The organism is Streptomyces sp. NPDC058758, from assembly GCF_042746075.1.
GTDB lineage: Bacteria > Actinomycetota > Actinomycetes > Streptomycetales > Streptomycetaceae > Streptomyces.
This window is the reverse complement of record NZ_JBHYPS010000030.1, coordinates 76,057-98,876: the sequence shown is the minus strand read 5'-3', so window position 1 is coordinate 98,876 and position 22,820 is coordinate 76,057. Positions and strand designations below refer to the sequence as shown.

12 protein-coding genes and 2 pseudogenes are annotated in these 22,820 nt (G+C 66.9%); 7 read left to right on the top strand and 7 right to left on the bottom strand.

What is annotated here, in order from left to right; genetic code table 11:
• Positions 1 to 552: 552 nt before the first annotated feature.
• Positions 553 to 2,868 carry a CRISPR-associated endonuclease Cas3'' gene (locus tag ACFW6A_RS28745; protein WP_351850216.1) on the bottom strand — a complete coding sequence of 772 codons (2,316 nt, stop codon included), beginning with the start codon at positions 2,866 to 2,868 and terminating at the stop codon, positions 553 to 555.
• Between the two features lie 166 nt (positions 2,869 to 3,034).
• On the opposite strand from ACFW6A_RS28745, the gene cas5c reads away from it, so the two are divergent.
• From cas5c to ACFW6A_RS28725, 4 genes are all read left to right on the top strand, one after another.
• On the top strand, positions 3,035 to 3,808 hold the full coding sequence (cas5c, locus tag ACFW6A_RS28740; protein ID WP_351850214.1) for a type I-C CRISPR-associated protein Cas5c: 774 nt from the start codon (positions 3,035 to 3,037) through the stop codon (positions 3,806 to 3,808).
• A gap of 1 nt (position 3,809) precedes the next feature.
• Positions 3,810 to 5,642, top strand: coding sequence for a type I-C CRISPR-associated protein Cas8c/Csd1 (gene cas8c / locus ACFW6A_RS28735; RefSeq protein ID WP_351850213.1), 1,833 nt, complete (start codon positions 3,810 to 3,812; stop codon positions 5,640 to 5,642).
• Positions 5,643 to 5,701: 59 nt separating this feature from the next.
• Positions 5,702 to 6,571 (top strand): type I-C CRISPR-associated protein Cas7/Csd2, encoded by an 870-nt coding sequence (cas7c, locus tag ACFW6A_RS28730; protein WP_351850211.1) that lies wholly within the window; start codon positions 5,702 to 5,704, stop codon positions 6,569 to 6,571.
• A 1,324-nt stretch (positions 6,572 to 7,895) separates the two neighbouring features.
• Entirely contained in the window at positions 7,896 to 8,096 is a 201-nt protein-coding gene (locus ACFW6A_RS28725) for a hypothetical protein (protein WP_386644058.1), read from the top strand.
• Positions 8,097 to 8,549: 453 nt separating this feature from the next.
• Here the strand turns inward: ACFW6A_RS28725 and ACFW6A_RS28720 are convergent, their stop codons facing one another.
• Both ACFW6A_RS28720 and ACFW6A_RS28715 read right to left on the bottom strand, forming a co-directional pair.
• Positions 8,550 to 9,389, bottom strand: coding sequence for a hypothetical protein (locus ACFW6A_RS28720; protein ID WP_351850210.1), 840 nt, complete (start codon positions 9,387 to 9,389; stop codon positions 8,550 to 8,552).
• Complete coding sequence (locus tag ACFW6A_RS28715; protein ID WP_351850208.1) at positions 9,386 to 14,023, bottom strand: AAA domain-containing protein; 4,638 nt, start codon at positions 14,021 to 14,023, stop codon at positions 9,386 to 9,388. The genes ACFW6A_RS28720 and ACFW6A_RS28715 overlap by 4 nt, the downstream gene beginning before the upstream one ends.
• A gap of 318 nt (positions 14,024 to 14,341) precedes the next feature.
• Between ACFW6A_RS28715 and ACFW6A_RS28710 the strand changes: the two genes are divergently transcribed.
• Together ACFW6A_RS28710 and ACFW6A_RS28705 are read left to right on the top strand one after the other, a co-directional pair.
• On the top strand, positions 14,342 to 15,676 hold the full coding sequence (locus ACFW6A_RS28710) for a hypothetical protein (RefSeq protein WP_351850206.1): 1,335 nt from the start codon (positions 14,342 to 14,344) through the stop codon (positions 15,674 to 15,676).
• A gap of 60 nt (positions 15,677 to 15,736) precedes the next feature.
• Positions 15,737 to 15,847 (top strand): annotated as a pseudogene (locus ACFW6A_RS28705) (IS5/IS1182 family transposase); the annotation flags it as partial.
• Between the two features lie 21 nt (positions 15,848 to 15,868).
• On the opposite strand, the pseudogene ACFW6A_RS28700 reads toward ACFW6A_RS28705, so the two are convergent.
• The 4 genes and pseudogenes from ACFW6A_RS28700 to ACFW6A_RS28685 all read right to left on the bottom strand — a co-directional run.
• Positions 15,869 to 16,467 (bottom strand): annotated as a pseudogene (locus tag ACFW6A_RS28700) (transposase); the annotation flags it as partial.
• Positions 16,468 to 16,550: 83 nt separating this feature from the next.
• The gene (locus ACFW6A_RS28695) at positions 16,551 to 19,316 is read right to left on the bottom strand and encodes a serine/threonine-protein kinase (protein ID WP_386644053.1); all 2,766 of its coding nucleotides are present in this window, start codon (positions 19,314 to 19,316) and stop codon (positions 16,551 to 16,553) included.
• 163 nt (positions 19,317 to 19,479) lie between these two features.
• On the bottom strand, positions 19,480 to 19,656 hold the full coding sequence (locus tag ACFW6A_RS28690) for a hypothetical protein (protein WP_351850203.1): 177 nt from the start codon (positions 19,654 to 19,656) through the stop codon (positions 19,480 to 19,482).
• Complete coding sequence (locus ACFW6A_RS28685) at positions 19,653 to 19,850, bottom strand: hypothetical protein (RefSeq protein WP_190224801.1); 198 nt, start codon at positions 19,848 to 19,850, stop codon at positions 19,653 to 19,655. Before ACFW6A_RS28685 ends, ACFW6A_RS28690 begins: the two co-directional genes overlap by 4 nt.
• A 91-nt stretch (positions 19,851 to 19,941) precedes the next feature.
• Here ACFW6A_RS28685 and ACFW6A_RS28680 point away from each other — a divergent pair, with 91 nt between their 5' ends.
• Positions 19,942 to 22,815, top strand: a complete 2,874-nt coding sequence (locus ACFW6A_RS28680; RefSeq protein ID WP_386644049.1) for a helix-turn-helix domain-containing protein — start codon at positions 19,942 to 19,944, stop codon at positions 22,813 to 22,815.
• Positions 22,816 to 22,820: the final 5 nt, after the last annotated feature.

Here is a 22,820-nt window from a genome sequence, read left to right as displayed (position 1 = left end):
CATCAGGCACAAGATCATCCGACACCTGCAGAACTCTGCCGCCCACCAGCCCAACTGCCAAGCCCCCGAACCAAACTCATTCTGAAATGATCAGTTAGGCAGGTTGCGATCCTGGGTCGCCCCGAAGGGCGACCGCCATGAGGTCGGGTGTGTCGATCTGCTGGTTTTCGAAAGCGTTGCGATCCCTGGCCGCCTCGAGGGGCAACCGCCATGCTGCGCCTCGATCGCCTTGTCGGCGACCGACCGGTTGTTGCGATCCTCGACCGCCTCAAAGGGCGACCGGCATTTGGGCGTCCTGGGCCCGGTGCAGGGAATGGTAGGTGGCGTTGCGATCCTCGGCCGTCCCAGCGGACGACCGCCGTTCCCACCCCACAGTCGTACCATGCCGCCGGTCTCGATGTTGCGATCCTCAGCCGCTCCGAAGGACGACCGCCATGACTGAGGCGTCCAGGTACCAGCCCGAGCGGAAGCTGTTGCGACCCTTGGCCGCATGAGAAACGATCACTGCGTGGCAAGCATACTGGTTGAGATGCTACTCAAGGGTCTGAATGGTCATGCGGGAGGTTCGACGCCTCGTTTGGGGTGGTAGGGGCCGACCCACTGGTACAGGTCACCGGCGATTTCGATGGCGTGGCCGGCATTGATCGCCAGTTCCAGTTCCCGTTTGGGAATGGATGCCATGTGTTCCTGCAGGGTTCGGTAGGTCGCTGGCGTCGGCAGGCCGCATCGGAGCTGATCGACTGCCTTCTGGGCGGTCTGTCGGGCTTCTTCTTTGAGATGGGGACGGATGACGACCACAGCCACGGAGCGCTCGTTGTCGATCATCCGCATTCTGCGTGCGACCTCCGGGTAGTGCAGCTTCGCTCGCAGCGCCTCGATGACTTCCCCGGTGGCTCCGTTGGGGTCCTTGGAGTGTTGTCCTGCCTGGAGGCGGTAGCGGTGCTGGTAGTACGAGCGGAGGGCGTTCAGATCGTCGGGGTCAGCCAGCCCGTCGCCGAAGCGGCGGGAGGCTGCTGCGATGGCGCACGTGTTGTAGACCATCTCCGGTTTGAGGCCGTCTTGGGGATCGAAGACCGTCATGACGCTGTCCTTCGCGGGGCGCTTGCCCTCGCGGTTGACCCGTCCGGCGGCCTGCTGTGCGGACTCCGGTGTTGATCTGGCGCGATACCCGCGGGGAAAGTCGAGGTTGACGCCAGCTTCGATGAGAGAGGTCGACACGAGGAGCGTTTTCAGGCCCTTCTCCAGACGTTGTTTCGACGCCTGGATGGTTTCTCGGCGGTGGCCGCCGGTCATGCGGGTCGACAGGTGCAAGATGCCTGTGTCTTCGTTGCGGTTCGTAGTGAACCAGAGGCGATGGATCTGGCTGGCGTCCTTGGTCCCGTTGACCACGACGAGGGCCTGATCGTGCTCGGCCGCCTCGGCGGCGATGCTTGCGAGGGTCACGTCCGGGCCGGTCCGCCATTCGTACCTGACCCGCCGCAATTGTTCGAAGAGCGGTGCGGGGTCGGCAACGACGTTGCGCTGCGGGAGGCCGGAGCGCCAGGGATTCAGTGCGGCGAGCTCCGGCTGGGTGGCCGATGACAGCACGAGGGTCACGCCGTAGTGCTCCACGAGTTCCCGCAGGCCCGAGAGGATCGGCGTCAGGAGCCCGTCGGGAAGGGCCTGGACCTCATCCAGGACGATTACAGAGTTGGCGAGCCGGTGAAGCCGACGAGTGGCCCAGGGGGTGTTTCCGAAGATCGTTTCGATCAGGCGGACGGTGGTGGTGACGATGAAGGGGGCGTCCCAGTTCTCGGCCGCTAGTTTCGCCCACCGGTTCGACTGCCCCACATTCTGGCCGTGGCGCACGCTCGTCGAGGGGGCGGCGGACTGCCGTGCTTCGACATTTACGGCAGAGTGGTGTTCCAGCACCACCGATGGTCCTTGCTCCGGGTCCAGGAGGCTTCGGTACTCTGCTGCGTTCTGCTCCGTGATCGAGATGAACGGGACTGCGACGATGACGCGCCGCAGCCCGCGCAGGGAAGCGTGGCGGAGGGCGAAGCCTCCGCCCGTGAACGTCTTTCCGGCGCCGGTCGGAAGGTGCAGCCGGTACACGCCCGGCTTGCCGACGGCGGCCTCAAGCGCCTCCTGATAGACGTTCTCGCGGAGCTTGTCCAGCCATGAGGTTCCCTTGGAGCGCTGGCGTTCGCCGATTGCCTTCTGCCGGCGGGTTTCGTAGCGTTCCCATAGCTCATGCATCCCGACGTGTGGCCTGATGTGTGTGCCGGGCCTGAAGTGGGTGGCGGTGTCGAGCCGGTCGGCATCAACCACGGCCGAGTAGGTCATGCGGACCAGCATTTCCACAGCGACCTTGTCGCGGGGGTCGAGCCAGTCCGGGGCGGCTGGGCATGAGCCGTCCAGGATTTCTGGCATGATCGCGGCGACGCGATGGATGGCTTCGTCTACCTCGCTGGAGTCGGCCATCAGGGCTTTCAGCCGGAGCCGGACTTCCGACCACGCGGACAGACCGGTGTGGTGTCCCTCGATCACGCCGGCGCATGGCAGCAGGGCGGGAACCTGTTCGGCCGTCCGCGCGAACAAGAGTGTCCCGGCGTTGTTGTGCGGGGGGCGTCTGACCTTGCGGCCGGTGGTGGCCTCCTCGATCAATCCCTCCTGCCATGCACAGGCTCCTTTGCCCGTGTCGTGGTCGCGTCCGAGCCGGTAGGCGAGGTCTCCGCCTCCCCATGGCTCGGCGAACCGGCTAGCCAGTTCGGCCGTACCGCGGGCGTGGTCTTCGTACCAGTGCCATGTCCCTTGATGGCCCGGCGAGTGAGCCACGAGCCTGCCTTCAGGAGATGGCAAGACACCCTCTAACGCATCAACTGCCATTTGTACAACCATATTTGACTTTCCGTCAGTTATACGTTGAGATCCGACCAGATCGCCGCACACCCCTCGAAGTGCAGGTGCAGGCTTCGGGGGCGCGCGACGTAAGGAAGGTAGACGCAGGCACTGACAACGGCCTGTGCCAGCAGGTAGGAAAGGGAACAAGTGCATGACTGCGTCACGTCCCCGAAAGCAGCGTGAGGAGAGGGCTGACCGGCCCCTTCGCGTCCAGGTGGAGGCATGGGGACCACTGGCCTGCTTCACCCGCCCGGAACTCAAAGTCGAACGTGTTTCCTATCCGACCATGACCCCTTCTGCGGCGAGGGGACTCCTGGAGGCCATCTTCTGGAAGCCGGAGATGACCTACCGGATCGAGCGGATCGAACAGCTCAAGCCGGTGAGGTGGACCCGCTTCCGGCGCAACGAGGTCAACAACTCGATCATCACCAAGAACGCCTACGAGAGCCTGCGGGCCAACAACGGCTACTACTACGATGTCGCCGAAGACCGCGGCCAGCGGGTCACCGTCGCCCTGAGCGATGTCGCCTACCGCATCCACGCGACCATCCACGCCACCGACCGGTGCACCGCGCCCCTGCCGAAGTACCGCGACCAGTTCGACCGCCGGCTCGCACGGGGCGCCTGTTACGAGCAACCCCATTTCGGCTGCCGTGAGTTCGCAGCCTTCTTCGGGCCCCACGGGTCGGCGGAGGAAGCCGGTGCGGTCACTCCCGCCGACCAGGCAGGCATTCCGCCCATCGACGAGCTCGGACTGATGCTCCACCACATCGAGTACCTCCCGAAAGGCAAGGAGCGCTACCACTGGTTTCGAGCCAGCCTCGAGTACGGAATTCTCCAGGTGCCCGACCGCCCGCTCGCCCCCGCCGAAGTCAGTGGCATGCCCGGCGCCGAGGGGCGCGCCTCCGCGGAGGAGGTGGCCTGAAATGCTGCTGCAGAGCCTTGTCCGGCAAGCCGACAGCCGCCAGGACGACACCCCCGAGTACTACCTCGCACGCCGGGTCATGTGGCAGATCGACCTCTCCGGCACCGGCATGGGGAGCACCGAACCGCTGGTCATCGACCTTCGTCAGGAAGAGCGGAAGATCACCGCCCCGTACACCGGCCGCTCCGGGTCTAAGCCGGCACCGCTCCTGTTAGCCGACACCGCACAGTTCGCGCTCGCCCACCCCGGCCTGGTCAAAGGACCGGACGGGGAAAAGACTCTCTCGATCGGTTCTGCCGATGTCACCAAGGCGAGAACTCGACATGCCGCCTATCGTGACCTGGTCACCTCCTGGTGTGACGACCACCCGTATCTTTCCCAGGCGCAGACGGTGTTCGCGTGGCTGAATGGCCCGATGCCGACCGCGTGGCCGCTGGAGATGGACAAGGACCACCTCATCGCCATCAGTGTGGACGGCGAGTGGGTCCACGACCTGCCGGAAGCCAGGAGCTGGTGGGCCGAGAAGGTCAAGAAAGCCAAGAGCGGGAAGACGGGCAAGGCGAATCACGGACTCTGCCTCGTGTGCGGACACGTCATGCCCCTGCTGTCCACGCTCCCGGTTCCCATTAAGGGCATCCCCAACTCCGGGATGAACACCCAGCTGGTCTGCCTCAACCAACCCGCCCACTTCCGGGCCGGCACCAAGCAACTCGGTGCCACCCCCATCTGCGTCGAGTGCGGCACCAAGTCCGCCACCGCCCTGAACACACTGCTCGCCGACCCCGAACACCGCGCCTTTGCCGACGACTCCGCCATCGTCTGGTGGACCCGTGATCCCGACATCGACACATCCATGTGGACTCTTCGCGACCCCCAGCCCGAGGAAGTAGCCCAGCTCGTCGCCGGCCTCCGCCACCCCCAAAGGGGACGAGATGCGCTGACGGTCCTTGATGAAGATGCCTTCCATGCCCTCACTTTGCGGGTGAACACCAACAGGGTCATCGTCGCCGACTGGATCACCATCCCCGTCCCCGAACTGAAACAGAGACTCGGGACCTGGTTCGCCGACCAACAGACCTGGGACGGCTGGAACAACACCTACACCTATTGGTCGGTCTGGCGACTCGCCCTCGCCTGCGCCCGCTGGGACAAGCACAAGAACAAATACATCGACACCACCGTCCCCAAGCACCTCCAGGCCGACCTCACCAAAGCCGCACTCCACGGCGCCGCACCACCAGCCCATCTCCTGCCGGTCCTCCTGCAACGCATCCGCGCCGACCACCACCTCGACCGGCCCCGCCTCGCCCTGCTGCGCCTCGCCCTGATCCGTACCACCACCCGCCACAAGGAGCTCTGTGTGCCCCAGCTGAACCCTCAGTCGACCGAGCCCGGCTATGTATGCGGACGGATCATGGCCATGCTCGAAGCGATCCAGCGCAAGGCCATGCCCAAGGTCAACACCACCATTACCGACAAGTACCTGAGTACTGCCGTAGTCTCCCCCCGAGCCGTCCTCACCCGCCTCCGTATCGGAGCACGCCCGCACCTGCGCACCATCGGCCGGGTCAGCGAACCAGCAGCCAAGGCCATGGACAACAGACTGCGAGACGTCTTCGACCTGCTTGACACCATTCCCGCGCACCTGAGCGCCGAGCAGCAGGCCCTGTTCATCCTCGGCTACGACCACCAGCGAGCCCACTCCGCACGTGCTGCGGCACAAGCCATCAAGGCGCGGGAAGCCGGCAAGGAACTCGCCGCAGAACAGCAAGCGGACGCCCTTCCCGAAGTCTCTGCCGGGGACGCCGAATCTTCGGACAGCACCCTCTGGTAAACGCCTGCCGCCACCCGTTCACCACGACGCCACTGCCCCGGAAGGACAACAGCACGACCATGACCGACGCGCACCTGGACCCCACCCGTAAGCACGACTACGTTTTCCTCGCCGACGTCAAGGACGGCAACCCCAACGGTGACCCCGACGCCGGAGGCATGCCCCGCACCGACCCCATCACCGGCCAGGGCCTCATCACCGACGTCGCCCTCAAGCGCAAGATCCGCAACACCATCACCCTCGTCCACCAGGGCAAGCCCGGCTTCGAGATGTACGTCGAACAGGGCGTCGCCCTCAACCCGCAGATCCAGCGCGCCTACATCGAAGGAGGCGCCAAGGAAGGCGAGACCGCCACCGCGCAGGAGTGGATGATCCGCAACTTCTACGACGTGCGCCTGTTCGGAGCCGTCATGTCTGTGGGCGACCAGAAAAAGCACGCGGGAAGGGCCCGCGGGCCCATGCAGCTCACCTTCTCCCGCTCTATCGACCCCGTCACACCTCTCGAGGCCGGCATCACTCGTGTCGCCCCGAACAAGCCCGAGGACCTGGCCAAGGGAAAGGTCACCGAGATGGGCAACAAGCACTACGTCCCCTACGGCCTCTACCGCGGCCACGGCTTCTACTCCGGAGCCCTCGGCGCCAAGGCACGAGTCACCCCGGAAGACCTCGCCGCCTACTGGCAGGCCGTGACCATGATGTTCGACCACGACCGGGCATCCTCCCGCGGTGAAATGGCCATCCGCGGCCTGTACGTGTTCTCCCACGCCGACGCCTACGGACGAGCCCCCGCGCACAAGCTCTTCGACCTGATCCGTATCAAGCCCCTCGGCCACAGCGAGGCACGCTCCTGGGACGACTATGCCGACCGGATCACCATCGACGAAGACAAGATCCCCACCGGAGTGACTATGACCCGGCTCATCGACTAAACATCCCCTGCAAGCGGCCAAGGATCGCAGCCAAACGATCGAAGGCAAAGCACTGGAATCGACCCATGAGCAGCGGCCGCTACCCCAGGGCTGCTGAGGATCGCAACCAACGCGCCATGTACGCGATGGATATGAACATGGATGTGTCGGTTGCTCTCCGGGACGGCCGAGAGTCGCAACACCATGACGACGCGTATTGACGCGCTGATGACGGAACCTAGAGGTCGCCCTCCGGTGCGGCCGAGAATTGCAACTTCGGCAAGGGCGGAGGCACTTAAACTGGCCTCGTCGTGGCGGTCGTCCTCTACGGCGACCGAGGATCGCAACCTTCTCATGGTCGCTGGCAACTACAAGCCAGCGATGCGGCAGTCGGCCCCTGGGCCGGCTGAGGATCTCAATGCCACCACCAATCCCGACAGTCCGTGCCACTGGCTCTTGGCGATCGTCCTCCCGGGCGACCAGGATCGCAATCATGCTCACATCACGCCTGGGGAGTGGGGTCAGTACGTCTAGCGGTCGCTTCCGAGGCGACCGAGGATCGCAACATCCCCATCTGCCCGAAGTGGAACGGCGATGCTGGCATGGCGGCAGCCCTCAAGGACGATCGAGAATCGCAATATCGACGTCACGAAGCACGCGGCGCCAGGCAACTGATGGATGACTCTACTGCTCCAGGGCGGCCGATAAATCTGAACGCCGAGTGCGTCGGGTGGCCCGCTAACCACACGTGTATGGCGGTTGCTCTCTGAGGCGGCTGAGGATCGCAACGTTAAAAAGTACGGCGCGCGCTTCGCATTCTGCTGGGAGTTGCGGTCGCCCCCTCCTCGGGGCGGCTGAGGATCGCAATGGAACCCAAGCGGAGGACCTGGGCGCAGCTCTGTTTGCACTGGACTCTTCCATCGCAGTGGCTGAGGATCAAAATACCTCCGACCCTGAAATTCTGAGTCCGTTCCGGGGGGGGTAGTATCGGTCGCCCTTCGAGGCGACCGAATATCACAATGCCGAGGGCGTCAGGCAGGGCTACCACACCCCGTCCGGTGGCGGTCGTCCTTCGAGACGGCCGAGGATCGCAACCCTGGGGACCCACGCTGCCCGGCTGGGAAGGTCGTCAAGGGACGGGTGGCTTCCGGGGACAACCGAGGATCGCAACGCGTCAGCCCAGGCCCTTGGCGCCAATGTACTGTCCGGAGGTGGTCGACCTCTGGGGCATCTGAAGGTGTCGCTGGCCACCGAACGCCGCTGTTCGGCACATTATGATGCTGCCGATCCCCTGGGCACGCCCAACCTGGCGCCGCATGCGTGGGCGGAGTCGGGGGAGTGGACGATGGACGCAGCGGAGGAAGTCGGGCAGGCGGTGGCGTTCCCGCGTCCCGGTGAGACGTTCGAGCCAGCGGAGAAGCTGCCTGCGGATGCTTGGTGGCGTGAGGTGTCCCAGCCGATGGCTCATTCGTGGCGCCGGCCGAAGCCAGTGCAGTTTCCTGGCGAGGCGTCCGAGCGGGATCTCGACCTGGCGGATGATCGGTGACGTCGGGCGAGGACGAACTGGGCCGAGTCCTGGCCCTGCTGGCTCGCCTTTCTGCCGAGGAGCGGGATCGTGTGGTGCGCGTGCTCGACGGTCCGTCCCAGTGGGAGCCTTCGGTGAGTGTGCCGCGGTTCGTGCCCTTGCCGACCAGTGCGGGTTCGTCTGCGGTTGTCGTCCGTACCCGCACCGTGGGTTCGTGAGGATGTGCCCGAAGGAGCCTCGTCGGTTTGGTGGCGGGGCTCCTTTTCGTCCTGGATAGGGTTAACGGGTGCAGTCGAAGTATTGACCTTCTTCGGGGCTGACGCTTCCAGGCGAGGCTGGAAAGGGCTTTATGTCGGTCATGCAGTTGGGCGGCATTAGCGGACATGAGTGCGGGAGCTGCTGGGGTTGCCGGGCGGCCGTCCCGCGCTCAGAGTCGTCTGACGAGCTGTGCGCGGGACGGCGTGGTCCGGATGGTCAGACTGCCTTCGGCTGGGAGTCGGCGAGGTCGTTCAGGACCGCGTTGACCACGGGCCAGCACATGTCCAGGGTGTCGCGGTCCGGGGCGTGAGCTTCCCGGATCTCGGCGCGCGGATGCACGAAGTTGCGGTACTTGCGCAGCTCGTGGCAGAAGCGTTCGACGTCGGCCCCGATCCAGCCGGCGTCGTGACAGGTTTTGATCAGGGAATCCAGGCTCACCCTGTCGGGGGAGGTGCGGCCGAGCAGGGAAGCGTCACGCTCGTGAACGACGTGGACGAGGACGCCTTCGAGGAGGCTGCCGAGCATGATGATGGCGGCCACGTGGGCGCCGTTGGCGTAGCAGGTGTGGGCCTCGTCCAGGCGGTGTTGGAGGAGGCCAGCCATGTTCTTGTCCGTGATGAGGTCGGTCATGGTAGCTCGGAGTTCGACTGGACCCTGGCTGCCCGGATGGGCGAGAGAGGGGTCGCAGGCGACGAGGCGGGGGCGGCCGCCGGGGTTCTCCAGGCGTACGCCCTCATGGATGAGGAAGGCGTTGACGGCGGAGATGACGGCGGGGAGTTGTTCGGGCTCGTCGAGGTACTCGCGTGGGTCAGCGAGCCGGAGCAGGACCCTCTCCAGCTCGGTGGGGTCCTCGCGGCGCCCGGTGAGCTGTGCGAGGGCCCACTCCATGCGGTACTCGCCGTCGTACTCCGGCACGCGCTGCCAGCCGGCGTGTTCCAGGAACCGGGCGATCTCGTAGCCCTTGCGGTAGTAGAGGTGTTCGTCGCCGCAGATGACGCGGGCCAGTTCCTCCAGGGTGTTGGCGTCCAGGATGCCGAGAGGGGAGTGCGGGGTCATGCCGAACCTTCCGTGATGTCTTCGAGTTCCTCGTCCTCGGCCGTTTGCAGGACAGCGAGGGGATCTGCTGCGTCGGTGGTGTCCGCGGCTTCCGCCGTGTCCTCGGTCAGGTCCTCGTCGGAGGAGAGGTCGAGCGGGGTCCACTGCACAGCGGAGGGCGCGGTGGATGGTGTGAGGGAGCGGGCGCCGTCGAAGGTGGCCGGATGGATGCCCAGCCGGTTCAGCTCCGCCCACAGCCCGGTCAGTGACTCGTCGGGGTCGAAGCGGAACTCACTCTCTCGGATACGCCAGAACGTCCATCCCACCCGCTGGAGTTCACGGTCGCGTCGTTGGTCGCGCCGGATCTGCTCGGGCGTGGAGTGGAATCGGTCGCCGTCGCATTCCACCGCCAGACGGCTGCGGGCACCCACCACCACGAGGTCGATGCGCCTGTTCCCAGCGGGGAACTGCGGGATGACGTGGTAGCCGCGTGCCTTCAGGCGCAGGTAGACCTGCTGCTCGAAGAGGGACTCGAACGGATCCTGTGGGATCTCCGCCGAGACGTCGCCGATCTGGTCGGCGGTCGCCAGAACGGCGGGCGGGTTCTCCATGTAGGCGAGGAGGTTGAACCGGAGGTCTTCGTTCTTCAGGCGGTCCGGCGGAATCGAGTAGAACAGCCGCATTTGGTCCTGAGCCCGGGAAGCGGCGACGTTGTACGCCTGCCGTTCGCTGCGCGCACCACCCGCAATGCGTGGCGGGTTCGTCGCCACCATCGACAGCAGGATGACGTGTCGCTCGTCTCCCTGGAACGAGGCGGGATTGCCCACCCGAATCTGGTGGCGTTCGCGTACCGGCGCCGGAATCCTCTCGTTGATCAGCTGTTCCAGGAGCTTGACCTGCCCCACCGGGCCTTGCAGGGCGATGACGCCCATGGTCTTGTCCTGGTAGGCGGGATCCTCGACCAGCCGGGCCAGGCAGTCGGCAACGGCCTCGGCTTCCTTGGGGTTGCGTAGGCGGCTGTCGCGGCCCTGGGTGACGGCTCCGTCGACGAAGTGCGTCACGAGCGGGTCGAGGCGCTCGCCGCCGAACTGTCGAAGTGGTTGCAGCTTGTCGTTGTAGAAGGTCCGGGAGGACCAGCCGATGATTTCGGGCATGCAGCGGAAGTGTTCTTCCAGCCGGATCACCTTCGGGAAGAACGTGGACAGCAGCTGGTAGAGATTGGTGGCAGGGGTGTAGAGCTGGCGCAGCATGGGCGGCATATCCGGCAGGTGCGTGAGGAGCCGGTCCTGGATCGCCTGGAGTCGGCCCATGCCGCTGACCGGGGGCGCGCACTGTTTGTCGTCACCGACGACAATCACGCGGGGAGCGAGCCACAGTAGGAACAGCGCGTCCATGCCGGCCTGGCTGGCTTCATCGACGATGACGACGTCGAAGACGTCGCGCTTGGGCGACACCATCTCCGCCACCTGAGAGATGGGCATCACCCATGCGGGCACCGCTCCCTGCGCCGTCCGCATGGCGTCGTGCGCTGCGGCACGGTAGCGGCCCGCGTTGCGTCCCTTGCCCTTGCCGTACGAAGCCATGTGATTGCGGTATGCCTGCAGCGCCGAACGCTGCTCCTGCGTCATGCGCTCCAGGCAGTGCAACCTGCCCCATGCGGCCGCAAGATCGCCGGTTAGGGCCTCCAGACGGCGCTCGCACTCACCCAACTCGCCTTCCAGCTGACGTTCCCTACCCGGCGTGCGTAGGCGCTTCACGAACGCGGAGGCCGTCGCCCAGGCCCATGCCTCGGCCAGGGAGCCCAGTCGCTTTTCCCAGGTCGGGTTGTCGGAATCCTCCGTCAGCTGGTCCGCGAGCAGCGGGTGTGCCCGGCGCAGACTGTCCAGGAGCACAGCGCATCGTCGCTGGCGGTGCTCGCGCCGATGCGCCTCCCGCAACGCGTCAAGTTCCTTGGAATAGCGCTCGGTGTCCTGTTCCCGGATGGCGTGTGCTGCGGCCAGCGCCTCGGGGGCGGGACGCGAACCCTCCGACGGGGTACGCAACTGCTCTTCCCACGAGGTCAGTCGGATCAGCGCCTCGTCCGCGGCCCGCCGATCCGACAGCGCTGCCAGTGCCTCGGCGAAGTCCTGCCAGGCCATGCGTGAGGTGAGATCAATGTGCAGGCCGTGGCGGACGAGGACGTCGTCGATGCGCTCGCGGGCGGCACCGAAGGCGTCGACCTGCCTCAGGCGCGTGTACGCCTCCGTCAAGGACGCCAGTCTGAGTTCCAGCGGACCGTCGGAGAGGGGGGCGTCTACCTGCGCCCACCGGTGCGCGATCGCGTCCACGATGGAGAGGGCCTGCAAGTGTGCAAGGACGGCGTCGAGTTCGCTCGTCGTACCGGGCGAATGACCGTCGACAGAGCAGACGTCAAGGAGGTCCTGGGCATCCTTCTGAGCCTTCGAGGCCAGGAGGCTGCCGCGCTTGCGTAGCCTGCCACCCCCGGCGAGATGGGTTCGCAGGGCGGCGCCGGCGGTGCTGAACGCGTCGGCCTGCTGCCCCGTGAGCGCCTGGGGCAGGACCACGCGCCGTGTGACAACGGCTTCCAGCTGCTGTGACACCTCGGTGAGCTGGTCGTTGAGAGCGTCCACCTGACGCCACATGGCGAAGTTTTCGCGTGACAGGCGGTCGGACAGGGCTTTCGTCGTCCATTTGCCGGTGTCCCACTGCTTGGCGTTTGACGGCAGGCCGAGGTGGTGCAGGGCCGTACGGCAATCGCGGGCGAGCGAGGCCAGTTCGTCGGTGACGGAGGTGTCGAGTTGCGCGAGGCTGTCGCGGATGCCGACAGCCTCGAGGGACAGGCCATCGTCGGTGATACGTCCCGCCTCAATAGCCTGACTCAGATCCTCGGGAGAAGGGAGGGTGTCAGGATCCGGCAAAGTACCCCCGGCCCGGGGTTCCGCGGCGCCCTCGCGCAGCAGGCTCAGCAGTTCGGCTGCCTGAGCGGGTGACAGCGGAGGGAAGGAGGGTGCCGGATCGCCCTCCGGAACCAGGCCGATCCAGGAGTGGTGCTCGGCGTTGTCGCGGACGCGCTGCACGATGACGGCGAGAACACCCCCGTACCCTGGAGCGATCTCCGGGTGCCGGTACACCTCTGCCTCCCGCAGTGAGATCACCTCCTCGGTGAGCGTGGCAATCCGTTCACGTACCTCTTCGCGCTGCCCCGCAAGTTGGCGGATCTCGTCCCGCAGCTGCTCCGGATCGCTGGCAGCGACCTGGTCAGTCAGTGCGTTGATCGTCCGCTCCAGTTCGTCCGCCCCGTCCTGGCGGGCGGAGCTGAGTAGGAGGACGCACAAGTCGCGTACGGCAGGAGGAAGTTTGTCCCGAAGGACGGTCAGGGCCTGGTCCCGGGCGCTGGTCACCAGGACCCTCTGCCCCTGGGCCAGCAATGCCGAGACAAGGTTGGCGATGGTGTGCGTCTTGCCGGTGCCTGGCGGACCCTGCACGACCACGCCGGTGTCGTGTTCCAGGCGCCGCAGCACACTGCGCTGGCGTTCGTTGGTCTTGCCCGGGAAGAGCGGGTCGTCCCCGAACAGGGGCGGGATCTCTCGCCCGTCCCAGTTCGCACGAGCCTCCGCGTCCAGGGGCAGCACCAGCTGTGCCAGTGCCAACGGCGCGTGCGCTTCGGAAGCCACGCTGTCGGCGATCCGCTCATAGAAATTCAGCAGGGCGTTTCGGTCCCGGGGACGCAACACCAACGCCGGGGCATACGTGAGGCGTGCCCCCGGCTCCGGCTCGCGAGGAGGCTGCCACTCGGCGCTGAACGTCACAGGACGCTGCAGTACGCGTTCCTGCCACTGGGCCAGGTGCTCCAAGGTTTCCGAGCCGAGGAGATGCAGTGACTGGGCCGCGATCTCCTCGGCGAGCGCGGCCGACCGCTCGGGGACCCAGCCGTCGTCGGTGTCGAGAAACGCCTGGTCCTCCAGCCGTACCGCTCCTTCGGCCGTCAGCCGGACAGTGAGCCGGGCGGTTTTGCGGTCCACCGAAGTCTCCACCCGGTGGGTGAGGATGTGACGATGGACGGCGTCGCCGCGTGGGTCACTCCATGTCAACAGACCTGTGACCAGAACGAGTTCGAGCTGGTCGTCCTGCTGGGTCAGTTTCTGGTGCCAGTGGTAGACCTGCTCGTACAGCTCCCGCAGGGCCCGCTCGGCGCGCTCCCGCTCGGCCCAGCGTCGCCACCGCGCCAGCCACGGTCCGTAGGCCCGCAACACTTCGGCCGCGTCCTCGCGGCGGACGCTGTGGTCGTCGGCCTTCTCCAGCCATTGGCGACCGTCCTCGGTACGCACCAACTCCTTCCCCGGTCCCTCGCTCGCGAGCGGCGGATCCTCACCGTCCGCGTCCCGGCACAGTTCAGGGGACACCCAGCCGTCCAGCACCTCCGGCAGTGGCGGCGGGGCAGCCTGGGGCACGTGGTCGAGGGTGAGCAGGACGCCGTCGGGCCGGTCAATGGGGCGCCGCACAGAGGCCGGCAGACTGGCGAGCCACAAACGCTCCCGTGAACGCCGGTCGTCCCGTAGACGCTGGTGGCTGCTTTGGACGACCTCTCGCAAGAAGCCGATCAGCCCAGAGGTCTGCCCGATGACATCAGGGCTGTTCGCGGCGTACCGTGGCACCTTTACCTGTCTCCCCTCAGCAGGTGACGAACGTTCCAGAATCGGGTGACCGAGGAGGCACGACAACATGGTCCGGGAGAATGGCGCGATCCACACACTGTATAGGCTGGATTAACGCACTGTAATTGGACGGCGATGGGCTCCCTTCTGAGGGGACCGCGCAGAGCGTGGGGCCGTTGCGTAGCGATTCAGGTCCTTGCACCGCCCTCCCTTTGCGGCCCTTCTCGCGTTGTGGAGAGCTGAGCTTGCAGGGGGAGCCGCGCAGTGCCCGACGGAACTGCACGGCCAATGTCGGTGGCAACGTCTAGAGTCCGCCGCATGTCTGCTTCGTCAACTGAGCTCAAGGCTGAGGAACCCCTGGCGCCGGTCTACCCCTTCAATGCGCCAGGGGAGCCGATCACCCTCTACGACGGACCCATTGGACCGGCCGGGGCTGAGGTGCCCGGGGTTGTCCAGTACGACTGCTCCCCGAAGCCCGGAATCTCGTGGCGGTTGCGTACCGAGGACTATGACCCCACCTCTATGGACAGGACTGAGCTGAGTCTGCTCGACCTCGGCATCGAACTACCGGTGTCCGCCAGAGACGCTGTGAGCGGCTGGTCCAACGGCACTTCCTACGGAGACCCCACCGCCCCGCTCGACCGTGTCGTTGCCCACTGGTTCAATCTGCCCCGATGGCATGGATCAGCCCACCTCGAGGCTCATGCTGCTGAGGGGGCGCCGCGACTGGTGTCGGCCGGACGCAGTGTGTATGAGGCTGACGGGTGGAGGATCACGCTCGACGTCCGCCCCGACCACGAGGCCGTCTTCTCTGATGTGCGCCAGGCCGACGTCTACGTCATGACCCATGTGATGGAGATCCGGCGGCTGGACGGAACCACGTTCACGTCTGCCGAGGTCACCCCGGTTCTCAGCGCTCTGCACGTGGGGCTGTCCTTCGCGCTCGGCCGGTGGGTCGCCCCCGCCCTGCCCGTCGGCCTGAACGACCAGGAGCATGCGGTGTGGGGCCAGTGGGGCCCGATGCTCTGCGACCCGGCACGCCGCATCAGCTCCGGCTGGTGGTACCCCGAAGACCAGAAGTCCTTGGCAGATCTGCTGGCCTGCCTCCTGCCCACCTTCCGCGATCCCGGCAAGAGGCAGGCGCTTCGCCTGCAGATGCAGTACGCGATCACTGCCATTGTCGATCGAGGATTTGTCGAACAGCGGATCATGAGTGGAGCTGCCGGACTGGAGCATGTGATGTGGCAGGAACTCGTGCTTAGCGGTCGGCTCACGGAAGCCGAGTACGCATCCCGCGCACGGCCGGCTCATGACAAGCTGCGTACGCTCCTGACGGAGTCCGGGGTCGATCTGAGGGTGCGCGCAGACCGTCTGCCTGCAGCCGCTGCCTATGCGACCAGGCAGCAGGTAGACGGCGCTCGGCCGGCGGACGGCGCCGACGTCGTCACCCGAGTCCGTAACCGTCTTGTGCATCCCAAGGAGACACAAGAGCCCGTCTACGGGGTCAAAGGACTGGTCACCGACGCCTGGCTCCTGACCCGCCACTACCTCGCGCTGTTGGTGCTCCGCTCGATCGGCTATCGCGGCTCCTACCAGGACCTCTCCAGGACCAACAGGTGGGTCGGTGAGACCGAGCCCGTCCCATGGGCGTGAGGTCGCAAGCCTTCAGGAGCCGACAGCGCTCTCTCCGGGCTTGGAGGCCCCTGCGGTCGTGGCTTCCGGCGTCTGCGCGTTCGCTGGGAACGACGCGACGACATCCACGAAGCCTTCCTCGGCCTCGCCACCTGCCTCATCACCCACCGACACGTCCAACGCCTTTGGTAGAGGTCGTTTTCGCCCGATGTTTCATCCCTTGATGGGGTGTTCTGTGGTGTTTTTCGGGTCGCGCCAGGAGATGGTGTTCTCGCTGGTGAGGCGGCGGGCCGTGAGGCCGGTCATCGCGAGGTGGATCATGGCTTCGGAGCGGGTGGGCAGGGTTTCGTAGTCGCGGGCCAGGCGCCGGTGGAGCATGAGCCAGCCGTAGGTCCTTTTCACCGTCCACCGCTTCGGGATCGGAGTGAAACCCCTGGTCCCGGGCTTGCGGGTGGTGATCTCCATGTTGATGCCGAGAACGGCGGCATGCTCGACGAGGTGCTGTCGGTAGCCACCGTCGACCCACACCTTGCGGACCCGGGGTGGTCGGCGGCGACCTCGTCGAGCAGCGTAGTACCGGCCACCGAGTCCTGCACGCCTGCCGCGGTGACCAGTACGGCGAGGAGGCGTCCGAGCGTGTCAGTGACGATGCTCCGCTTCCGACCGACGATCTTCTTGCCGGCATCGATGCCCTGGCTCGAGGCCGGAACGCTGGTGGAGGTCTTGACGCTCTGCGCGTCGATCACACACGCCGAAGGCTCGCCGTTCCGGCCCTCCTTCTCGCGCAGCAGTTGCCGCAGGAGGCCGTTGAGCAGTGCGGGGCCGGTCAGACCGATCAGTGTGTACAGGCAAGCGGCGATGGTCAGGGTGAGGGTCCGGCCGCGTGGGGGTGTGGTCAGTAGCCAATCGCCTGGTTGACGGCGTTGCGGATGGCCATGTCCACGGCGCGTTCGCCCGCGAGTTCGTAGTACGAGCGGGCGCTGTCGGGGTGGTCTCGCAGTACGCCGGCGACGATCCGGGCGGCTTGGCCGCGCAGTCTGCGCAGCCATTTGCGGTTCTCGATCTGCTGGTCGAACTCGTTGGAGGCCTCGTCCCAGGTGCACATGCCACGGGCGGCCTCTTCCAAGAGGTCCCACTGCTGGTCCTCGGCGGCGCGGCGGGCGACGCCGCGAAGCCAGGCGATGGCCCGCTTGCATTCGTTGTAGTGCGGCCAGCCGGTTCCGTCGCCCTGGACGTGCCCGGTCATTGCCTCCACCAGGGTGCGGGTCTGCTCGGGGTGGTCCAGCAGGAGCGGGGCAATCGTCTCCATGTCCAGGCCGGGCAGGACGTCCAGGTAGAGCTCGTAGTCGCCGTTGTGGTCGGCGACCAGGGCCAGCAGCCGGCGGGCGGCGTCGGTGTCCCCGTCCTGGGCGGCCGCCAGAAGTTGGTGGGCCCGTGCGACGGGCAGGCCGATCTGCGGTGTGGTCTCCTGCTCGACCAGGTCGAGGAAGTCGGCGATCGTCTGCGGCCGCTGTCGCGGGTCGCGGTAGGTGCACCTGCGGACGACACCTCGCCAGGGCCCGGGGGGCAGCAGCGGCACGTTCACCTCCGGGGTAAGGCCGGTGAGCAGCCAGCCGATGACCTTGCCCAGGCTGTAGATGTCGCTGGCGGGCGAGGCATTGTGCGGGTCGACAGACAGCTCGGGGGCGCCGAACTCGATGGTTCCGATCTTGGTGCCGGTGCGGTTGGGGTTGGTGGTCTGTCCGCGGGGACGGCGCACGATGCCCCAGTCTCCGAGGACCCAGCGGTCGTCGAGGAACAGGATGTTGGCGGGCTTGATGTCGCGGTGCAGGTAGTCCATGTGGTGGGCGTCGGCCAGGGCGGAGGCGACCGCGTCGACCAGGGCCCGCAGGGCGGTCGGGTCGCGCTGCAGCTCAGGCTGCAGGCGTTCGGCGGTGTTCTGGGCCATCGGCATGACGAACCACTCGGCGCGTGGGCTGAAGTCGAGGACCGGCATCACGTGGCGGTTGGTGCCGAGCTTCTGCGCCACCTCGATCTCGCGTAGCATCCGCGCGGTCAGGTTCTCGCGCAGCGAACGGGGCTTCTTGAAGGCGACAACGGTCCCGGTCGCCTTGTGCACGGCCTCGTGGACGATGCCCATGCCGCCGTTGCCGTCCGGCAGCGGGAACTTCTCCAGCGCGTAGTCGCTCCTGACGCCGGCGGCCAGGCGGCGCACCTCGGCGTAGGCGTCGGCGGACGGCGGCTCGGGGTCCGGGCCAGCCGACGAGGCGGCGGCCGCGCGACCGTTGACCTTTACCAGTACGGGGTGGACGGCGTCGGTGTCGTTCGTCGCCCGCACCCCCAGCAGGTACGCGGGGCCGCCTGCCGGGTTCTGAACGAGCCCGAGGACGTCGCCGAGCTGTACCTCGGCGACCGGGTCGCTGGTGCGGCCGGCCGTGTCGAGGGCGTGCAGTTCCACGCCGACGCCGGAGCCAGCCCGTCCTGCCGCCAGCACGGTGTCGCCGCCGCTGCGCGCGAGATGTCCCGGGTAGGACACCGGAGTGAGCATCCAGTCCTCACGTGTTCCGGCGCTGGTGCTGACGGCGAGGTCGACGACGGCGCTGTGTCCGCCGGCGGCGAGGAGGAAGCGACGCTCGCCGAGCCAGGCGGCCGAGCGGACCGCCGCGTCGAAGTCGAGGGCGAAGCGCTGCTGGTCGCCCACCTGCTCGTCGAGCCGCGTGAGCGCCAGGGTCGAGCCGGTTCGGGTGCCGAGCGTCGCTCCGGACCCGGACAGGACCCACACGCTGGAGTCGGGGCCGAGCAGCAGGCTGGCGTTCGCCTCGAATCCGCCGCCGACCGCCCGCAGCTCGCCGTCGCGCCATCTCACCACGGCCGGCCCGCACAGTACCCACACCGAGCCGTCCGCCGGCACCGCCGCATCGCCGTGGACGCCGGGCAGGGGCAGCCGCCATCTGGTCCCGCCCCGCTGCAGGTCCACTTCCGCGACACCCACCTCGGTGGTGATCAGCGCGCGCTCGGCGGACTCCCAGGCCATCCCGGACGGGCGCACCGGCCAGTACTCGCCGGTCAGGACGACGCAGAGGTCGATCCCCTCCGGCGTCCGGGACGGCACGCTCGACGTTCCGGACGGGCGGGCCGCCAGGGCCAGCACGGGGGCAGGCTCTGCGGGCTCGTGCAGCAGGAGCTCGTGCAGCGGGGTGTGCGGTGGCCGTGGCGGCCGGAAGGCCGAGCGGATCAAGGCGGTGAGCGGGGCGAGGTCGCAGACGGCGGCCTCGAGATGGTTCCGGTCCAGGAGGACGCCCTGCGTCCGCAGGACGGCGCTGACCTCGGCTCCGATCTCCTGGCCTGCGGCCCTCGCGCAAATCAGGACCCATCGCACTCCCGCCCCGAGTTCTCGCTCTCGGGCGGTCACCGCGACGCGGGCCGCGGTCGCTGCCTCCTCTCCCACTGCGGTCGTTACCGTGATCGCGTAGTCGCGTCCGTCGAGCTCGAAGAACACGGCCGGCTCGTAGGGCGAGCGGTAGACGAGCGTCGCATCGGGATCGGTACGCCGGATCAGCGCCGCCACCACGTCGACCAGGAGCCGGTGGCGGTCCGCCTCCGGCAGCTCGTCGCTGTGGACCTGGCCGTACTCGGCCAGCAGTTCCCGTACCTCTTGCATCGTCCCGCCCGTGCGTCGTGCCTGCCCGGGCGCCGTGCCCGCCGGGCGATTGTCCCGTACGACCCGGACTCGACGAGCGGGGACAGCCAAATCAGCGGACGCCCGGTTCCGTTGGGCCCGGAGCGGGTCTGTCAATCGAACGGTGTAACGAGGGTGGTTGGGGTTACTGACGGGCTGCGGAGAGCCGGCCGTCGAAGGTGATGTCGAAGGCGTTCAGGGCAGTTCTCAGCGCAGGGTCCAGCGGGTTTGAAATGGGGTCGACGCCGGTCCGCATCCGGGCCGCGTAGGGGTGGCCGTTGACCGTGAAGACGGACGGCACACGGCGGCGGCCGGGTTTCACAGCACCACGGACAGCGCTGCGGTGATTGCGGCCGCGAGCGTCAGCGTGCCGGCGAAGGCGACGGCGGCCCGGGTCAAAGCAGCAGGGTACGAGGCGCCATCAAGACGGGCGAGTTTGCCCGCGCCGACAGCAGTCAGCAGGGCAAGGATAAGGACCAGTGCGGTGACGAGCAGCACGACGAAAAGGCTGGACATGAGCGCAGCTCCCGGAGAACGGAGGGGCATTGATGTGTCCGAAGGTCGCGGAGGAGATGTTCGCCGTGGTTCAGGCGGTGGATGATGAACAATGTCGAACAAGCGGGGCGAAGGGACACGGCGGGTGGGGGACCGAAGTCGAGAGCGCGATGCCGCGCTCGCCGAGATGCGCAGGCGTCTGGCCAATGGCTTGGCGCGCGCTCGCCTGACGAAGGTTCAGCTTGCGGCCCGGACAGGGCTGGGACGCACTACGGTCCAGCAAGCATTCAACGCCAACGCACCGGTGCCCTCGGCCGACACAGTCGCGGCTCTCGCCCTGGCCCTGGATCTGCCGCTAACCGAGCTGTTGGACCTGCGCCGCACGGCTGCCGGGGAAACGCGTGAGCCTCAGGAGCCGGGCCATGCGCTGGGCAAACCGATCCGGGACTGGAATCCGCACGACCTTGAAGTCCACCCGGCCGGTCCCGAAACGGATGACCGCCACGTGCCCGCGCTCTCCGGCTACGTCTCTCGTGCCCACGACCGGATGTTGGCAGGCGCCGTCAACGCGGCCATGAACGGCCACAGCCGGATGATGGTGCTCGTCGGCGCGTCCTCGACGGGCAAGACCCGAGCGTGTTGGGAGGCTGTGCAGCCCCTGGCGGCGAAGGAGTGGCAGCTGTGGCATCCGTTCAACCCGACGCGGGCGGAAGCTGCGCGTGATGCGCTTGCCCAGGTGGGGCCGAGGACGGTCGTGTGGCTGAACGAGGCCCAGCATTATCTTGGCGACCCCACCCAGGGCGAGCCGATTGCGGCCGCCGTCCACGCGCTGCTCACCACCCCCGAGCGCGGGCCGGTTCTCGTACTGGGAACACTGTGGCCGGAGCACGCGCGCCGGTACACGGCTCCGCAAGCCCCCGGATCGCCGGACCCGCACAGTCAAGTGCGGGAGATTCTCGCCGGCCGACTGGTCACGGTCCCGGACTCCTTCGACGAAAAGGCGCTCAAGGACGCGAGTAAACTTGCGGAGGCAGGGGATTCCCTGCTGGCCGACTCGCTCACCCGATCACGCAACAGTGGGCGGGTGGCCCAGGACCTTGCCGGCGCCCCGGAACTCCTCCATCGCTATCGGACCGCAAGCCCCGGTGCCAAGGCCGTGCTGGAGGCAGCTATGGACGCCCGTCGCCTTGGCGTCGGCCTCCACTTGCCGCAGAAGTTCCTGACCGACGCCGCGATCGACTATCTCAGCGACGACGATTACGACTCGATTCAACAACTGGCCGGCTGGGAACAACAGGCGTTCTCTGAACTCGCGGAGCCGGTTCACGGCAAGCATGCGCCACTGCGCCCTGCGGCGTCCCGCCCGAAGAGTCGTCCGCCCGGCAGCCGACGCACTCTGCCTGTAGAGGAGGAAGCTGGGCAGGCCTTACGCCTCGCTGACTACCTTGAACAGCACGGCCTGAAGACTCGACACCGCTTGTGCCCGCCTGCCTCGTTTTGGAATGCGGCCCACACTCACATTTCCCGCACCGATGACTTGATGAGCCTGTCCAAGGCCGCAAAAGACCGATACCGACTCGAATGGGGCCATCACTTGCATCAACGCGCCATCAATTCCGAGTCTCCCGTTTCTGAAATACGCGGCGACAACAGCGAGCTTCCCGAAGGGGAAAATACCAACGACGCCTCGGACGCTCTCTTCGCATCCGGAATCGCCCGAAGCAAGTCCGGCGATGCGTCAGGCGCCGAGCAACTCTTTCAGCAGGCTGCCGATGCAGGGCACATCAGGTCTTTGGGGGTTCTGGCGCTCCTAAAAGAGGAAGCGGGACAGCATCAGGTCGCCGTGACTCTGGCACGCCGGGCCGCGGAAGCCGGGTACCCCAAACCTCTGCGCTTGCTGGCAGAGCGGCGGGACAAAGCAGGCGACCGGACAGGAGCCGAGGCCCTCGCGCGACAGCTCGCCGAAGCTGGCCATCCCGGGGCACTGTGGTTGATGGTGGAACAGCGCGAGAGGAATGGGGAGAGTGCGAACGCCGACGCCCTGGTGCAACAACTTGCCGACGCCGGATACGTGGATGCGCCGCGCCTACTGGATGAGCAGCGGGCGGACTTGGACGAATCGGCGAGTGCCGAGGCCCTCGCCCAGGCCGGCGCCGACGACGATCAGCGAGCCGACGGTTCCCACCCGAACACGGTGCCTGCTCAACAGGCCGTCGAAGAGGGCCGCCCTGTATCCCCGTACAGCCAGGCAGTGTTGCGGTTGCGGGCCGGGGACACGAAGGGCGCCGAAGATCTCCTCCGGCTAGCCGTAGATGCTGGGGACGCCGACGCCCTGTGGGTCCTGGTCCTCTTGCAGGAACGGTCGGGCAACCACCTGAGCGCAGAGGAACTGGCACGACAAAGTGCCGCAGCCGGCCGCCCCCAAACCTTGCGCAACTTGGCGGTGTTGAGGGCGAAAGCGGGGGACGTCGCAAGCGCCGAGATTCTTTTCCGCCAGGCTGCCGACGCCGGATACCCCTACGCCCTGCGTGATCTTGCGCGGTGGCTGGACGAGACCGGGGACCGAGCTGGTGCAGAGGCCGTCTCTCGGCGGGCCACCGAAGTCGTTGGCTCACCTGACGGTCTGCGTGCCCTGGCTCGGTGGCGAGAGTGGAACGGCGACGAGAAGCGTGCTGTGTCGATGTACCGCAAGGCCGCAGAAGCCGGTGACAGCTACGCCTTGATGGACCATGCGGCATTGTGCGAGAAGGCGGGCCGGCACAGCGAAGCCGCTGAGCTGTACCGTGCGGCAGCCGACGCCGGGAGTGCCGAGGCTCTGCGCGTCCTCATTTCGCGCCAGGAAGCACAGGGGAACTCGCAGGACGTGGAAGCGCTCTACCGCGAGGTAGCAGACACCGGCCGCTCATGGCTCTTCCGCCTGGAGCTCGAGGCGCGGTGGCCCCATGGACTGGACGCGGATGGGATCCCCAGCGAATCCTGGAAGTGACTGCG

What these genes read in the sequence shown, in the direction of transcription:
- ACFW6A_RS28710 (WP_351850206.1), top strand. Translation starts at nt 14,342, where the DNA reads ATGTCTGCTTCGTCAACTGAGCTCAAGGCTGAGGAACCCCTGGCGCCG.
- ACFW6A_RS28685 (WP_190224801.1), bottom strand. Translation starts at nt 19,850, where the DNA reads ATGTCCAGCCTTTTCGTCGTGCTGCTCGTCACCGCACTGGTCCTTATC.
- ACFW6A_RS28695 (WP_386644053.1), bottom strand. Translation starts at nt 19,316, where the DNA reads ATGCAAGAGGTACGGGAACTGCTGGCCGAGTACGGCCAGGTCCACAGC.
- cas5c (WP_351850214.1), top strand. Translation starts at nt 3,035, where the DNA reads ATGACTGCGTCACGTCCCCGAAAGCAGCGTGAGGAGAGGGCTGACCGG.
- ACFW6A_RS28745 (WP_351850216.1), bottom strand. Translation starts at nt 2,868, where the DNA reads ATGGCAGTTGATGCGTTAGAGGGTGTCTTGCCATCTCCTGAAGGCAGG.
- cas7c (WP_351850211.1), top strand. Translation starts at nt 5,702, where the DNA reads ATGACCGACGCGCACCTGGACCCCACCCGTAAGCACGACTACGTTTTC.
- ACFW6A_RS28720 (WP_351850210.1), bottom strand. Translation starts at nt 9,389, where the DNA reads ATGACCCCGCACTCCCCTCTCGGCATCCTGGACGCCAACACCCTGGAG.
- cas8c (WP_351850213.1), top strand. Translation starts at nt 3,810, where the DNA reads ATGCTGCTGCAGAGCCTTGTCCGGCAAGCCGACAGCCGCCAGGACGAC.
- ACFW6A_RS28680 (WP_386644049.1), top strand. Translation starts at nt 19,942, where the DNA reads ATGTCGAACAAGCGGGGCGAAGGGACACGGCGGGTGGGGGACCGAAGT.
- ACFW6A_RS28725 (WP_386644058.1), top strand. Translation starts at nt 7,896, where the DNA reads ATGGACGCAGCGGAGGAAGTCGGGCAGGCGGTGGCGTTCCCGCGTCCC.